Raw genomic sequence first — 12,394 nt, 5'->3', positions numbered from 1 at the left:
CGGAATGCCGGTGCGATGGACGGGCGTCGGCAGCGTCAGCCACGGGCCGCCAGCAGGGCCCGCCCACGCTGCACAAAACCCTGGTACTGCGCATCGGGCACCAGCAGCCCGCCCGTGGTCCACACCAGATGGGTGGCGTTGGGCAGCGCTGCGCCCACCCCCGCGCGGTGCAGCCAGGCCTGGCCCGCATCGGTGCCGGTCAACATGCCCGGGCCACTGAAACCCGCTGCCGCCGAGGGCTCGATGCGCTCGCCCAGTGCGTCCAGCACCTGCACCAGGTGGGCAAACAAGGTGTCGTCTGCCACGGTGAACACGCCCGACAGCAGCGGCCCCATCAACTGCGCCGCCAGCAGGGACGCGCGGGGCACGGCCAGGCCGTCGGCCTCAGTCTGGTTGGTGAGGCCCCAGTCGTAGACCGAGGGGTGCGCCTGGCCACCACCCGACTGCGTGGCCTGATCCGCCAGCATCTGCACCATGAAGCACGGCGACTGCACCGGCTCGGCAAAGAAACAATGCACATGCGGCCCCAGCACCTGCCGCAGGCCAAACGCAATCCCTGCAGGAGCGCCGCCCACGCCGCAAGGCAGGTACACGATGAGCGGGTGCTCGGCGTCCACCACGATGCCCTGCTCTGCCAGCTGCGCGGGCAGGTGCAGGGCCGCTGCGCTGTAGCCCAGCAGCAGCGAGAAAGATTGCTCGTCGTCGACAAAGTGGCACAGCGGGTCGCTGCCCGCCTGCGCACGGCCGGCAGCCACGGCGCGCTCGTAGTCGCCGGCATGCTCCACCACCTGCACGCCACGCTGGCGCAGGCGCTCTTTCTTCCATTCCTTGGCATCGGCCGACATGTGCACCGCGGCCCTGAAGCCCAAGGCCGACGCCACCACGCCGATGCTCAGCCCCAGGTTGCCGGTGGAGCCCACCGCCACCTGGTAGCGGCCCAGCACCGCGCGCGCCTGCGGGGTGGCCAGCGCGCGGTAGTCACCATCCGGCTGCACCAGGCCGTGCTGCAGCGCCAGCCCCTCCGCAAACTCCAGCACCTCGTGCATGCCGCCCCGGGCCTTGATCGATCCGGCCACCGGCAAACTGTGGTCCGCCTTGATGAACAACCGACCTTGGCCAGGCCCCATGCCCAAGGCTGGCTGCAGCGCTGCGGCAGGCAGCACGGCAGATTCAACGACCCCGCCCGTGCCTGCCAACTCGGGAAACACCTGCGCCAGCAAACCTTCGAAGCGATGGAACCGCGCCGCAGCCTCCCGCGTATCATTCAAACTAATGGTGCGACCCAGTGCCTGAAGGGATGCAGGCGCCTGCAACAGCCGCACCGGGTTGGTCCACAGGCAAGGCTGGGCCTGGCGCAGGTGGCTCGATAGCAGCGGATCGATTCCCTCTAGGGCTGGCGGTTCGACCATGTATTCGGTTTCGGACATAGATGTTTTGGCGGCAGTGGCACACAGTGGGCGGGCAGGTGCTTGTCGCACCCCGGGCCCACGCACTGCAGCATTCTTCGCCTGTCACTCGCTTGTCACAACGCATTTATAGTGACGAAGACATTAGCCAAAGTAATGGACATTCGACTTTCCCCCTCTCTGCTCGCGTGGCTGCGCAGCTTTGATGCGGCCGCCCGACACGGCAGCTTTACCAAGGCGGCGGCAGAGCTGTGCATCACCCAGGGCGCGGTGAGCCAGCAGGTCAAGCAGCTCGAAGACTGGCTGCGCCGCCCGCTGTTCCTTCGCACCCCGCGCGCCCTGGTGCCCACGCCCGAGGGCCAATGGCTGGCCGTGGTGCTGCGCGAGAGCTTCACCGCCATCGAAAGCACCCTGGCCCAGATGCGCCAGCCGCCCGAGTCCGCCACTGCCACCCTCAGCTGCTCGCCGTCGTTCGCCATGAGCTGGCTCACGCCCCGGCTGGGCGAGTTCTTTCGGCAGTACCCGAGCCTGGGCCTGCGCGTTTTCGGGGAGTTCCACACGCTGGACCGCACCCGCATGGTGCGAGACGGCATCGAGGCTGCCGTGCGCTTCGACCTGGGCGGCTACCGCGATCTGAGCGCCACCGTGTTTCTGGACGAATGGCTCATCCCGGTGGCCAGCCCCGCCTTCCTGGCCCGCCACCCGCCCATCACTACGCCAGGTGATCTGCAAGGCGACTGGCTGCTGCACGACGGCAGCGCTTGGGACGGCGCGGACACGTACGAGGAATGGCAGCACTGGTTCACCCAAGTGGGCACCACGCCGCCGTCCTGGGCGGGCGGGCAGCAGTTCAACCTGTCGCAACTGGCGCTGGGCGCGGCCCTGGCAGGCCAGGGCATCGCCATGGGCCGCGCAGCGCTGGTGCTGCAGGACGTGAAGGCCGGGCGCCTGGTGCCTGTCTTGGCGCACAGCGTGTTGTCGCGTGCGGCGTATTCGTTCGTGACCACCGCACACCCCAGCCCGGCGATGGACCAGGTGCGGGAATGGCTGGTGGACGAGGCGCAGCGGTTTTGCGAGGAGCGGCGGCAATTGCTGCCGGCGCCCGCGCAGCAACACACATTGCTTGCCAAGTAAATTCCAGCAAAAAGATCACTATATTTATCTTTTTATCGAAAAAGAGTATAAATAAGATCATGACAAATGATCTTATCCAGAGTTTGGCCGTGGCCCGAAAGTCCACCAAGCTCACCCAGGCAGAGCTGGCCGAGCGCGCCGGCCTTTCCCGCATGACCGTGCAACGCACCGAAGGCGGCGACCTGGACCCGCGCTATTCCACCCTGGCCGAGATGGCCCGTGTGCTGGGCATGGACATCATCGCCGTGCCCAGCAGCCTGCGGCCCAGCCTGGAGGCGTTCATCCAGTCCGGCGGCAAGTTCCTGGGCCAGCCCGAGGGTGTGGACGCACCGCCCTCCGTGGTGGACAGCCTGAGCCGCCCGGGCTGAACGCGCCAGCATCGCGCACAGCCACCACGGCCCCGCAGCCATCGACGCCATGAGCACCTCCATCCGCTACCTGCGCCTGTATCTGCACCGCCCCGTGCTACATGCGGCTGGCTCGTCGGGCCACGCAGACACGCCAGGCACTGCAGACGCACGCGCCAGCCGCCGCGAGCCCATCGGCTATCTCTCGCAGTACGGCGACATCCTGCGCGTTTCGTTCGACGAGAGCTACATCCGCAACCCGCAGCGCCCCACCCTGTCGCTCAGCTTTCAAGGCGCCGACGAGGCGGCCACGCAGCAGATCCTGGCGTCGGCGCGCGATGCCAGGCTGGTGCGCACCGACGGGCGCTGGCCGGTGTACTTTCAGAACCTGCTGCCCGAGGGCCACAACCGCGACCGCCTGGCGCGCGAGCGCGGCTGCAGCCCCGACGACGAGTTCGAACTGCTGGCCGCTGCGGGCCACGACCTGATGGGTGCGCTGGAGGTGGAACCCGTGCCTGCACAGGACGGCATTCCGGACGTGGTGCGGCACTGGCACACCACACAGGGCCTGGACGTGCTGGAGCCGGGGTTTGTCGAATACCCGGTGGAAGACGCGGCGTCCCTGCCCGGCGTGGTGACCAAGTTCAGCGCCGTGCAGGATGGCCGCCGCTACACCGTGCACCGCCGGGGCGCGGCCGGCAGCGTGATCCTGAAGTTACCCACCACGGCCCACCCCGACCTGGTGGCCAACGAGTACACGGGCTACCAGCTGTGCCAGGCGCTGGGCCTGCACTGTGCCGAGGTGCGCGTCATCAGCCGCGCCGAGGCCGACCTGCCCGACACAGTGCCCTTCAACGACATATTGGCCGTGCAGCGCTTTGACCACCTGCCCGGCGGCGCGCGGGTGCACATGGAAGAGTTCAACCAGGTGCTGGGCTACACCCCGCGGCAAAAGTACGGCAAGGGCATGCTCCAGGACTGGGCCACCATGCTGCGCGTGCTCAACCGCCTGAGCAGCCAGCCGGTGCAGGACACGCGCGAATTCATGGCGCGCATGGTGGCGTTCATCCTGATGGGCAACACCGATGCGCACCTCAAGAACTGGGCGCTGGTCTACCCCGACGCCCGCGTGCCGCAGCTGGCGCCGCTGTACGACCCGGTGTGCGTGGCAGCGTTCTTCGACGGCGTGCCCGAGAGCCAGTACGCGGTGAACCGCGCCATCGACCGCACGCTGCGCGCGTTCAGCTGGAGCGACATGGAGGGCCTGATGAAGTCCGCCGGACTGCTGCGCGTGCCGCGCCATCTGGCACTGCTGCGCGATGTGGTGCAGCAGGCGAAGGCGCAGTGGCCCGCGCTGCTGCACACGGCCCCCCCGAACCTGCGCGCCACGGTGATCGAGCGACTGGCGGGCGGCGTAGCGCTGGCGACGGCGTAGCTGCACATGAGCAGGTCGGCAGGCATTCCGCCCGCGGCCTATGCTCCACTTTCGATAGCACCCAGGGCAATATGAGTGAGCGGTAGAGCAGGTTACGGCGCATGCTGCGCCCCACCAGCCATGTCAGACACGGCAAGCGCCCACCACCTTCACGGCGGCGGCCATCTGGCGGTGCCGTCCTTCATGCCGGCCTGCATCGGCACTCGGATACTGATGTGCATGTCTGAAAAACTTCGCTATCAATTGCTGCGGCTGGCCCGCAAGACCTGGAGCCGCTGCGCGCTCTTCTCGCTGTTCGCGTTGATGGCGGTGGCGTCGTCCGCTCTGATCGGGCCCTACATACCAGAGAGCGTGGCGATCAAGCTGGGGTCGGATTCCATCGGCAGCCTGCTGGGCATCCTGGCCTCCAGCATGCTCACGGTGGCCATCTTCTCGGCCAGCACCATGGTGGGCTCTTTCAGCGCGGTGTCGAACAGCGCCACGCCCCGCGCTTCGCAGTTGCTGATCGAAGACTCCACGGTACAGAACACGCTGGCGGCGTTCATCGGGACGTTTTTGTACAGCGTGATCGCCTTGATCGGGCTGCATGCGCATTTGTATGGCGACGGAGGGCGGCTGGTGCTCTTCGGCTTCACGCTGGTCATTCTGGTGCTGGTCGTGGTGGTGCTGCTGCGCTGGATCGACTATCTGTCCGTGTTGGGCCGCCTCGGCGAGACCATCCGGCGGGTCGAAGCTGCCACCATGGCGGCCATGGCACAGCGCCTGCAGAAACCTTTTCTGGGCGGTCAACCGCAGCCACCCGGCGCCCAAGGAAGCCACGCGGTGCGGGCGCCCGCCACCGGCTTCGTGCAGCACATTTCGATGGACATCCTGCAGGCCCGGGCCGAGGCACTGGGCACGACGCTGCATCTGCACGTCCTGCCCGGCGCATTCGTCGAGCCTTCGGTGGTGCTGGCCAGCTGCGATGTCGACCTGACCGTAGAGGAACAGCAGGCCATTGCCGATGCCGTGCTGATCGGCGCCGGGCGCACCTTTGACCACGACCCGCGCTTCGGGATGGTGGTGATGGGCGAGATCGCGGCGCGCGCGATGTCGGCCTCGGTCAACGACCCGGGGACGGCCCTCGACGTGATCGCTGCGGCGGTGCGCACCCTCATCTTCTGGGTGGACACCGGGCGCCAGACCGCTGCGCAACAGGACGCCGCGGTGGAGTTCGACAGGGTCACCGCCCCGCGGTTGCGCGAGGCGGGCTTGCTCGAGGACGTGTGGACGCCCCTGGTGCGCTACGGCGCGCCCGCGGTCGAGGTGGGCATGGCACTTCAGCGCGCGCTGGCCTCGCTGCGGCGGCTGGACCACCCCGGGTTCAATGCGGAGGTGGAAGACCTGTCGCGCTATGCGCTGGAGAAGGCGAGCCATTCCAACCTGATCGATCGGGAAATGGCCATGCTGCGCCGGGAGTCTGCAGCGTGCGGTAGCAGCAACAGCAGCGGCAGCAACGCGGAGGGCACCGGGTACAACCACCAACACGCCGCCACGCATGCATCTTCACAATGATGAGGGCTGAGGCACCGGGCACGGGACGCTACTGACACGACGGAGCATCGCACGACGCATGCACCTGGCGTTTGGCGTGTTGCACGGGTTGTTTTCTAACCCAGAGTCAATTCCCGCCCGCTGCTTCGCTCAGAACGGGTTGAACGCGACCTCTCCAAGCCCTGCCGATTTCCGTCAGACCCATCACAAGGACAAGGACACCCATGGCCAAGATCCTCGAAGTGAAATACGAGCACCAGGCCGACGCCCGCGTGTGCGAGGTGGCCCAGCAGAGCTTGGCCGACCTGTGCTGGCATGAGGTGGCCTACCCCACGCAGGCCAGCGGCGACGCCATCTGGTTCTTCGTGCCCTATGCCAACCAGGCCAGCTTCAAGGTCTTCCGCGTCAAGCATGCGAGCCAGGCCGACATCAAGCTTTTCAAGGTCGCCACGCCCGACGATGCGGGGTGGCGCAACAAGGAGCACCTGCTGCGCGGCAAGCTGGGGTGAAGCCCACTGTTGTCTGCGGGGCGAACACACACGCCCCGCCCCGCCCGGCCTGTCCGAGGGCCGCTGGCCGCGGGGTGTCCGCGCCGTGCACGCCAATCGCTCACCCAGCCTTGCCGCAACGCGACGCCAGCGCCCCGCGCCGAGCCCAGGCGGCGCCTGCGGCGCGCGTAACATGGCGCGTGGGCGCGACGCTCCGGGCCGCCCCTTCGCACCACTCCTGATTTGATAGCTGCTACCGCTCGCCAGATGCGCGGTAGCTGCCACTTTTACTGTGAATTAGTCATGGCCATCGCCACCGATCTGCCCTCCCCCGACCCCACCCCCGGCCTACCGCCGCGGCCCCAGCCCCGCAACCCGTCCGATCTGTTCTGGTCCTTCACCTGGCTGGCCCTGCAGGGCTTTGGCGGCGTGCTGGCCGTGGTGCAGCGCGAACTGGTCGAGAAAAAGCGCTGGATGACCAACGAGGAGTTCGTCGAGGACTGGGCCGTGGCGCAGATCATGCCGGGGCCCAACGTGGTCAACCTCAGCATCATGATCGGCGACCGCTACTTTGGCCTGCGCGGTGCGTTCGCTGCGCTGGCGGGCATGCTGACCTTTCCGCTGATGCTGGTGCTGGCGCTGGCCGTGATCTATGCGGAGTTCTCCAGCCACCCTGCCGTGGCCGGTGCACTGCGCGGCATGGGGGCCGTGGCGGCGGGGCTGATCGCCGGGGTGGGCATCAAGCTCTTCGTGTCCATCAAGAAGCACCCGCTGGGCCGCCCGCTGTGCGTGGCCTTCGTGATTTTGACCGTCATCACCATGGCGGTGCTGCGATGGCCGCTGCTGTGGATCCTGCCCGTGGTGGGCGGCTCGGCCTGCCTGCTGACGTGGAGAAAGCTCGCGCCATGACCACTGCCACCGCTGCTGCCATCACCCTCGCCACCGCCGTGACCGCCCCGCTGATCGCGCTCAGCCCTGCGGACTGGTTCAACCTCTTCCTGTACTACATGTCGCTGTCGCTGCTGGCGGTGGGCGGCGCCATTGCCACCGCGCCCGACATGCACCGCTTTCTGGTCGAGCGCAATGCCTGGCTCACCGACCCGCAGTTCAACGCGTCCATCGCCATCGCCCAGGCCGCGCCCGGCCCCAACGTGCTGTTCATCGCGCTGCTGGGCTGGAACGTGGGCATCAACGCCGGCGGCCCTGGCGTGGGCGGCTGGTTGCTGGGCGCCCTGGGCATGGCGGTGTGCATGCTGGGCGTGATGCTGCCCAGCAGCCTGCTGACCTGGATGGCCACGCGCTGGGGCCACCGCAACCGCGAACGCCGCGGCGTGCGCGCCTTCAAGCAGGGCATGGCCCCGGTGGTGATCGGCCTGCTGCTGGCCACCTCGTGGGTGCTGGCCCGTGCCCATGGCGGGCCGGCCACAGCCTGGCCGCTGTGGCTGCTGAGCGTGGTCACCGTGCTGCTGGTGTGGCGCACCAAGCTGCATTTGCTGTGGATGCTGGGCGCCGGCGCTGTGCTGGGCGCGCTGGGCTGGGTGTGAGCGGCAGCCCATCTGTGCACCGCATGCACCACGCCCCATCGAGCCAGCGCTGTCAGACCACGCCTGAACTCCAGTGCATCCGTTGAACCCGAGCTTCCATCACCCTGCATTGAAAGGCTACGGATGAACCTCCGTCCCCTGGGCCGCTCCGGCCTGCAAGTGTCTCCCCTGTGCTTTGGCGGCAACGTGTTCGGCTGGACGGCCGACGAAGCCACCTCGTTCTCGCTGCTCGATGCCTGGGTCGACGCGGGCTTCAACTTCATCGACACGGCGGATGTGTATTCGCGCTGGGCGCCCGGGCACGCGGGCGGAGAGTCCGAAACCGTCATCGGCCAATGGCTGCGCGCCAGCGGTAAACGCGACCGCATCGTGCTGGCCACCAAGGTCGGCAAGGACATGGGCGACGGCAAGGTGGGCCTGCGGCCCGAGTACATCCGCCAGGCGGTGGAGGCATCGCTCAAGCGCCTGCAGACCGACCGCATCGACCTGTACCAGTCGCACGACGACGATGCCACCGTGCCCCTGGCAGACACGCTGGGCGCGTACGCCGACCTGATCCGCGCGGGCAAGGTGCGGGCCATCGGCGCGTCGAACTTCAGCGCCGCCCGGCTGGCGGAGGCCCTGCAGACCAGCGAGCGCCTGCACCTGCCCCGCTACGAAAGCCTGCAGCCGCTGTTCAACCTGTACGACCGCGCGGTGTTCGAAGACGCGCTGCAGCCGTTGTGCCTGGAGCACGGCGTGGGCGTGATCAACTTCTACGCGCTGGCGGCGGGCTTCCTGACGGGCAAGTACCGCACACCGGCCGATGCGGCCAAAAGTGCCCGCGGCACGAACACGACTGCCAAGTACCTCAACGACCGGGGCCTGCGCATTCTGGCGATGCTGGATGCGGTGGCACAGCGCTACGGCGCCACACCCGGGCAGGTGGCGGTGGCGTGGCAGATGCGCCAGCCCGCCATCGTCGCGCCGATTGCCAGCGCCACGTCCCTGGGCCAATTGCAGGAGCTGGTGAAGGCCGCGCAGCTGGTGCTGGACGATGCCACCTTGGCAGAGCTCAACGCGGCCAGCGCGCAGGGCTGATCGCTGCTGGTCACTGCAGGTTACCCCTGAAAGGCGATGCTCCAGGGGGCGCCGCCCGCCATGGACAGCTCGTTGCTGAAAACTATTGATCAGTGATCAGCGACGAGTGACCAGGGGCCGGTCAGCTGATGCGCCGGCCGTTCTCGGCGTACACCGCCAGGTAGATCGCGTCCGAGCCGATGTACGGTGCCTTGTTGCCAAAGCCCACGTTGAAGTCGCCGAACGACAGCGCCCGGATGCCCGCCAGGCCCGCGCGCAGGCGGTCGCGCGTGAGGTCCTTGCCCGCGTTCTTCAGGCCCTCGATCATGATCTGGCCGTTGAACCAGCCTTCGAGCGCGCTGCCGCTGTTCAGGAACGCCGCATTGGCACCCACGGCCTTCATGGTCGTCTGAAACTTGCGCACCGCCACCGATTTTTGCGAGTTGGCATCCGGAAACACCTGCACCAGCGCCAGGCCGCGCGTGGAGGCAGCGAGCTTGGGCATCTCGGACGCGATCACCGTGACCGACAGGCCCGCCAGCGGCACGCCCTGGGCCTTGGCGCGAAACGCCTGCACAAACGCCGTGTTGGCGGTGCCCGTGGTGGCCAGCAGCACGGCGCCCGGGCGCTCGGCGGCGACCTTGTCGGCCAGCTCGGCGCCGTTCTTGCCATCCACCGCCAGCGCAAATTCGCCACCGCGCTCGACCTTGATCTCGTCCAGTGCGGCAGACATGTCCTTGAGCACTTCCTTGCCGAAGGGGTTGTCCAGATACACCACCGCAATGCGCTTGAGGCCCATGTCCACGATCTGCTTGACCAGGCGCTGCGTTTCTTCGCGGTAGGTGGGGCGCAGGAAGAACACGTGGCGGTTGCCAGCGGCGCGCAGCGAGGTGGCGCCGGTCACCGGCCCCACGGTCGGGATGCCCTTGGACTCGACCAGCGGCAGGATGGACGCGGTATTGGCCGTGCCCAGTGGCGAGATCAGCGCGAACACCGACTGGGCGTCCACCATCTCCGTCACGTTCTTCAGGGTGCGGGCGGCCACGTAGCCGTCGTCCTTCACCTCCATGCGAATCTCGCGGCCGTGCACGCCGCCTGCGGCGTTCACTTCGGCGAACGCGGCCTTCATGCCCGCCAGCTGCTCGATGCCGGCCTGGCCCAGCGGGCCGGTCAGCGCGATGGAGCAGCCCAGCGTCACCGACTTGGCCGTGAGCGCCTCTTCAGCCGCCATCGCGGTGTGGGCCCATGCGGGAAGCCCGGTGGCAGCAGCGACCTGGGTGGCGCGCAGAAGAAAGTGACGACGGCTCATGGTGTGGAACGCCCCAAAGGTAACGGAAACAAAATGTGAAAGGTGGCGCAGGCTACAGGCTGTGCCCGCCCGGCCGGTGTCCGCTGTGCGACACGACGCCGCATTCCTGCAACGAAACCGCCAGGGATCCTCTGCACGCATCGAGCTGCCAAGTGTGCGCTGCGGATCGGGATGGAGTGCAATGCGCAAAACGCAGCAATAGCCGTAGCTATTGCGAGTATTGGCAACGCCGCAGGCCGCCCGAGACCGCAGATGCACACGGCGCGATGATTCGTGCAGAGGGTCCCTAGGGGCAGCTCTCTACCGCGGCTAGAGGCGATCAGCAGCCGGCCGGCCAGGCAGCCGAAAAGTGCGAAGGGGAACGTGGCCGTTGCGCGCTGTGCAGCGGTTCACGGCCTGTGGCCTGGAAGACAGACTGAGCGACCGTGGCGTGGGTCACACCGCCAGCAACTGCGGCAGCAAGCTGCCCGCCGTGCCACGCAGCACGGCATGCGCAGCATCATCGAGCTCGCTCGGCGCCGGGTTGAGCACCACCACCCGCGCCCCGGCAGACCGCGCCTGGCGCGCCAGCCCCGCGGCCGGGTACACGGCGCCTGCCGTGCCGATGACCAGCATCAACGCGCACTGGTGGACGGCCAGCTGCGCTGCGGCGAGGGTGTCATGGGGCAAGGCTTCGCCGAACCACACCACGCCGGGCCGCACCAGGTTGCCGCAGCGGTCGCAGTACGGTGGCTCGCCCTTGACCGCATCGGCGATGTGGCAGCAAGCGCGCGGGGTGTCGAGCCAGCGGTTCTCCCGGATATCGCCGTGCAGGCACAGCACGCCGCTGCTGCCCGCCCGCTGGTGCAATCCGTCGACGTTCTGGGTGATCAGGGTGAGCCGGCCCGGGTGTTGCTGCTCGAAGTCGGCCAGTGCCCGGTGCGCCGCATTGGGCTGCACGCCGGCCAACAGGTCGCGGCGGTACTGGTACCAGTTCCACACGCGCTCCGGGTGGTTGCGAAAGCCCTCTTCCGTGGCCATCTCTTCGGCGCGAAACTGCGCCCAATAGCCGGTCTGCGCATCGCGAAAGGTGGGCACGCCCGACTCCGCACTCACGCCCGCTCCGGTCAGCACCGCAACGCGCTGCGCTTGCTGAACCCAGGATCGGGCGATGTCCAGCATGTCAGTAGCCCCGCGCTCTGCGCGCCACTGGTGGCATGCGATTGAGGGCGGTGTGCCGAAGCCCGCGTGCCCGAGGAATGCGACTCACCGAGCCACCGCATGCCGTCCCATGCCCTGCCATCGGCGGGGCGCCAGACGCACCGTGGCTCGGGTGGCGTTTCATGTCCGCTGGCGCAGAGCCTCGTACAGGCAGACACCGCTGGCCACCGAGACGTTCAGGCTCTCGACCGCGCCTTTCATGGGGATGCTGACCAGCTCGTCGCAGTTCTTGCGGGTGAGCTGGCGCATGCCGTCGCCCTCGGCGCCCAGCACCAGGGCCACGGGGCCTTTGAGGTCCACCTGGTAGATGGTCTTGGGCGCATCGTCGCTGGTGCCGATGCACCAGATGTTGCGCTCCTTGAGCTCGTTCAGCGTGCGCGACAGGTTGGTCACCATGAAGTACGGCATGGTCTCGGCCGCACCGCTGGCCACCTTGGCCACGGTGGCGTTGATGCCCACCGCGTGGTCCTTGGGGGCGATCACCGCGTGCGCGCCCGCGCCGTCGGCCACGCGCAGGCAGGCTCCCAGGTTGTGCGGGTCGGTCACGCCGTCGAGCACCAGCAGCAAGGGCTGCTCGACGCCCGCGGCCTCGAGGTTTTCGAGCAGTTCATCGAGCGAGGTGATCTGGGCTACCGGCTCGACCCGCGCGGCCACGCCCTGGTGGCCGTGGCTGCCGGCCAGCTTGGCGATGCGCTCGCTGTCGGCTTCGATCAGGCGGGCACCGGCCTCGCGGGCGCGGTCGAGGAACTGGCGCATGCGGGCATCGCGCCGCGTGACTTCGTAGTAAATCTCGATGACGGATTTCGGCGCGGTCTTCAAACGCACGCCCACGGCGTGAAAGCCGAAGAGAACTTTGGGGCTGGACATCGGGCGATTATCCGCTGGCAGCAGGGGTGCCTGTCACGTTGCTATCAATTAAATAGCTGCTCGCGCTTGCTG

12 protein-coding genes are annotated in these 12,394 nt (G+C 67.9%); 8 read left to right on the top strand and 4 right to left on the bottom strand.

Annotation, left to right across the window (positions count from 1 at the left end; genetic code table 11):
* Positions 1-35: 35 nt before the first annotated feature.
* Complete coding sequence (locus tag ACSQ3D_RS08635; protein WP_436126733.1) at positions 36-1,409, bottom strand: D-serine ammonia-lyase; 1,374 nt, start codon at positions 1,407-1,409, stop codon at positions 36-38.
* 153 nt (positions 1,410-1,562) lie between these two features.
* On the opposite strand from ACSQ3D_RS08635, the gene ACSQ3D_RS08630 reads away from it, so the two are divergent.
* The 8 genes from ACSQ3D_RS08630 to ACSQ3D_RS08595 all read left to right on the top strand — a co-directional run bounded on the left by ACSQ3D_RS08630 (position 1,563) and on the right by ACSQ3D_RS08595 (position 8,967).
* Positions 1,563-2,540, top strand: a complete 978-nt coding sequence (locus ACSQ3D_RS08630) for a LysR substrate-binding domain-containing protein (protein ID WP_436126577.1) — start codon at positions 1,563-1,565, stop codon at positions 2,538-2,540.
* Positions 2,541-2,599: 59 nt separating this feature from the next.
* A complete protein-coding gene (locus ACSQ3D_RS08625; RefSeq protein WP_436126576.1) occupies positions 2,600-2,908 on the top strand; it encodes a helix-turn-helix domain-containing protein in 309 nt (102 codons plus the stop codon).
* A 49-nt stretch (positions 2,909-2,957) separates the two neighbouring features.
* On the top strand, positions 2,958-4,322 hold the full coding sequence (locus tag ACSQ3D_RS08620; RefSeq protein ID WP_436126575.1) for a type II toxin-antitoxin system HipA family toxin: 1,365 nt from the start codon (positions 2,958-2,960) through the stop codon (positions 4,320-4,322).
* 219 nt (positions 4,323-4,541) lie between these two features.
* Positions 4,542-5,876 carry a DUF2254 domain-containing protein gene (locus ACSQ3D_RS08615; protein WP_436126574.1) on the top strand — a complete coding sequence of 445 codons (1,335 nt, stop codon included), beginning with the start codon at positions 4,542-4,544 and terminating at the stop codon, positions 5,874-5,876.
* A gap of 203 nt (positions 5,877-6,079) precedes the next feature.
* Positions 6,080-6,364 (top strand): DUF6150 family protein, encoded by a 285-nt coding sequence (locus ACSQ3D_RS08610; protein ID WP_436126573.1) that lies wholly within the window; start codon positions 6,080-6,082, stop codon positions 6,362-6,364.
* Between the two features lie 282 nt (positions 6,365-6,646).
* Complete coding sequence (locus tag ACSQ3D_RS08605; RefSeq protein WP_436126572.1) at positions 6,647-7,252, top strand: chromate transporter; 606 nt, start codon at positions 6,647-6,649, stop codon at positions 7,250-7,252.
* Entirely contained in the window at positions 7,249-7,887 is a 639-nt protein-coding gene (locus ACSQ3D_RS08600) for a chromate transporter (RefSeq protein WP_436126571.1), read from the top strand. Before ACSQ3D_RS08605 ends, ACSQ3D_RS08600 begins: the two co-directional genes overlap by 4 nt.
* Before the next feature lie 123 nt (positions 7,888-8,010).
* Positions 8,011-8,967, top strand: coding sequence for an aldo/keto reductase (locus ACSQ3D_RS08595; RefSeq protein ID WP_436126570.1), 957 nt, complete (start codon positions 8,011-8,013; stop codon positions 8,965-8,967).
* Positions 8,968-9,088: 121 nt separating this feature from the next.
* Here the strand turns inward: ACSQ3D_RS08595 and ACSQ3D_RS08590 are convergent, their stop codons facing one another.
* From ACSQ3D_RS08590 to rlmB, 3 genes are all read right to left on the bottom strand, one after another.
* Positions 9,089-10,255 carry an ABC transporter substrate-binding protein gene (locus ACSQ3D_RS08590; RefSeq protein WP_056421434.1) on the bottom strand — a complete coding sequence of 389 codons (1,167 nt, stop codon included), beginning with the start codon at positions 10,253-10,255 and terminating at the stop codon, positions 9,089-9,091.
* A 435-nt stretch (positions 10,256-10,690) separates the two neighbouring features.
* On the bottom strand, positions 10,691-11,416 hold the full coding sequence (locus ACSQ3D_RS08585) for an SIR2 family NAD-dependent protein deacylase (protein ID WP_436126569.1): 726 nt from the start codon (positions 11,414-11,416) through the stop codon (positions 10,691-10,693).
* 159 nt (positions 11,417-11,575) lie between these two features.
* Positions 11,576-12,322, bottom strand: coding sequence for a 23S rRNA (guanosine(2251)-2'-O)-methyltransferase RlmB (gene rlmB / locus ACSQ3D_RS08580; RefSeq protein WP_056421436.1), 747 nt, complete (start codon positions 12,320-12,322; stop codon positions 11,576-11,578).
* Positions 12,323-12,394 lie beyond the last annotated feature (72 nt).

It is taken from the genome of Acidovorax sp. LjRoot117 (genome assembly GCF_964252695.1).
GTDB lineage: Bacteria > Pseudomonadota > Gammaproteobacteria > Burkholderiales > Burkholderiaceae_C > Acidovorax.
Note: the sequence above shows the minus strand (reverse complement) of the source record. Positions and strands in the feature narration are given on the sequence as shown.

What these genes read in the sequence shown, in the direction of transcription:
- ACSQ3D_RS08635 (WP_436126733.1), bottom strand. Translation starts at nt 1,409, where the DNA reads ATGGTCGAACCGCCAGCCCTAGAGGGAATCGATCCGCTGCTATCGAGC.
- ACSQ3D_RS08630 (WP_436126577.1), top strand. Translation starts at nt 1,563, where the DNA reads ATGGACATTCGACTTTCCCCCTCTCTGCTCGCGTGGCTGCGCAGCTTT.
- ACSQ3D_RS08625 (WP_436126576.1), top strand. Translation starts at nt 2,600, where the DNA reads ATGACAAATGATCTTATCCAGAGTTTGGCCGTGGCCCGAAAGTCCACC.
- ACSQ3D_RS08620 (WP_436126575.1), top strand. Translation starts at nt 2,958, where the DNA reads ATGAGCACCTCCATCCGCTACCTGCGCCTGTATCTGCACCGCCCCGTG.
- ACSQ3D_RS08615 (WP_436126574.1), top strand. Translation starts at nt 4,542, where the DNA reads ATGTCTGAAAAACTTCGCTATCAATTGCTGCGGCTGGCCCGCAAGACC.
- ACSQ3D_RS08610 (WP_436126573.1), top strand. Translation starts at nt 6,080, where the DNA reads ATGGCCAAGATCCTCGAAGTGAAATACGAGCACCAGGCCGACGCCCGC.
- ACSQ3D_RS08605 (WP_436126572.1), top strand. Translation starts at nt 6,647, where the DNA reads ATGGCCATCGCCACCGATCTGCCCTCCCCCGACCCCACCCCCGGCCTA.
- ACSQ3D_RS08600 (WP_436126571.1), top strand. Translation starts at nt 7,249, where the DNA reads ATGACCACTGCCACCGCTGCTGCCATCACCCTCGCCACCGCCGTGACC.
- ACSQ3D_RS08595 (WP_436126570.1), top strand. Translation starts at nt 8,011, where the DNA reads ATGAACCTCCGTCCCCTGGGCCGCTCCGGCCTGCAAGTGTCTCCCCTG.
- ACSQ3D_RS08590 (WP_056421434.1), bottom strand. Translation starts at nt 10,255, where the DNA reads ATGAGCCGTCGTCACTTTCTTCTGCGCGCCACCCAGGTCGCTGCTGCC.
- ACSQ3D_RS08585 (WP_436126569.1), bottom strand. Translation starts at nt 11,416, where the DNA reads ATGCTGGACATCGCCCGATCCTGGGTTCAGCAAGCGCAGCGCGTTGCG.
- rlmB (WP_056421436.1), bottom strand. Translation starts at nt 12,322, where the DNA reads ATGTCCAGCCCCAAAGTTCTCTTCGGCTTTCACGCCGTGGGCGTGCGT.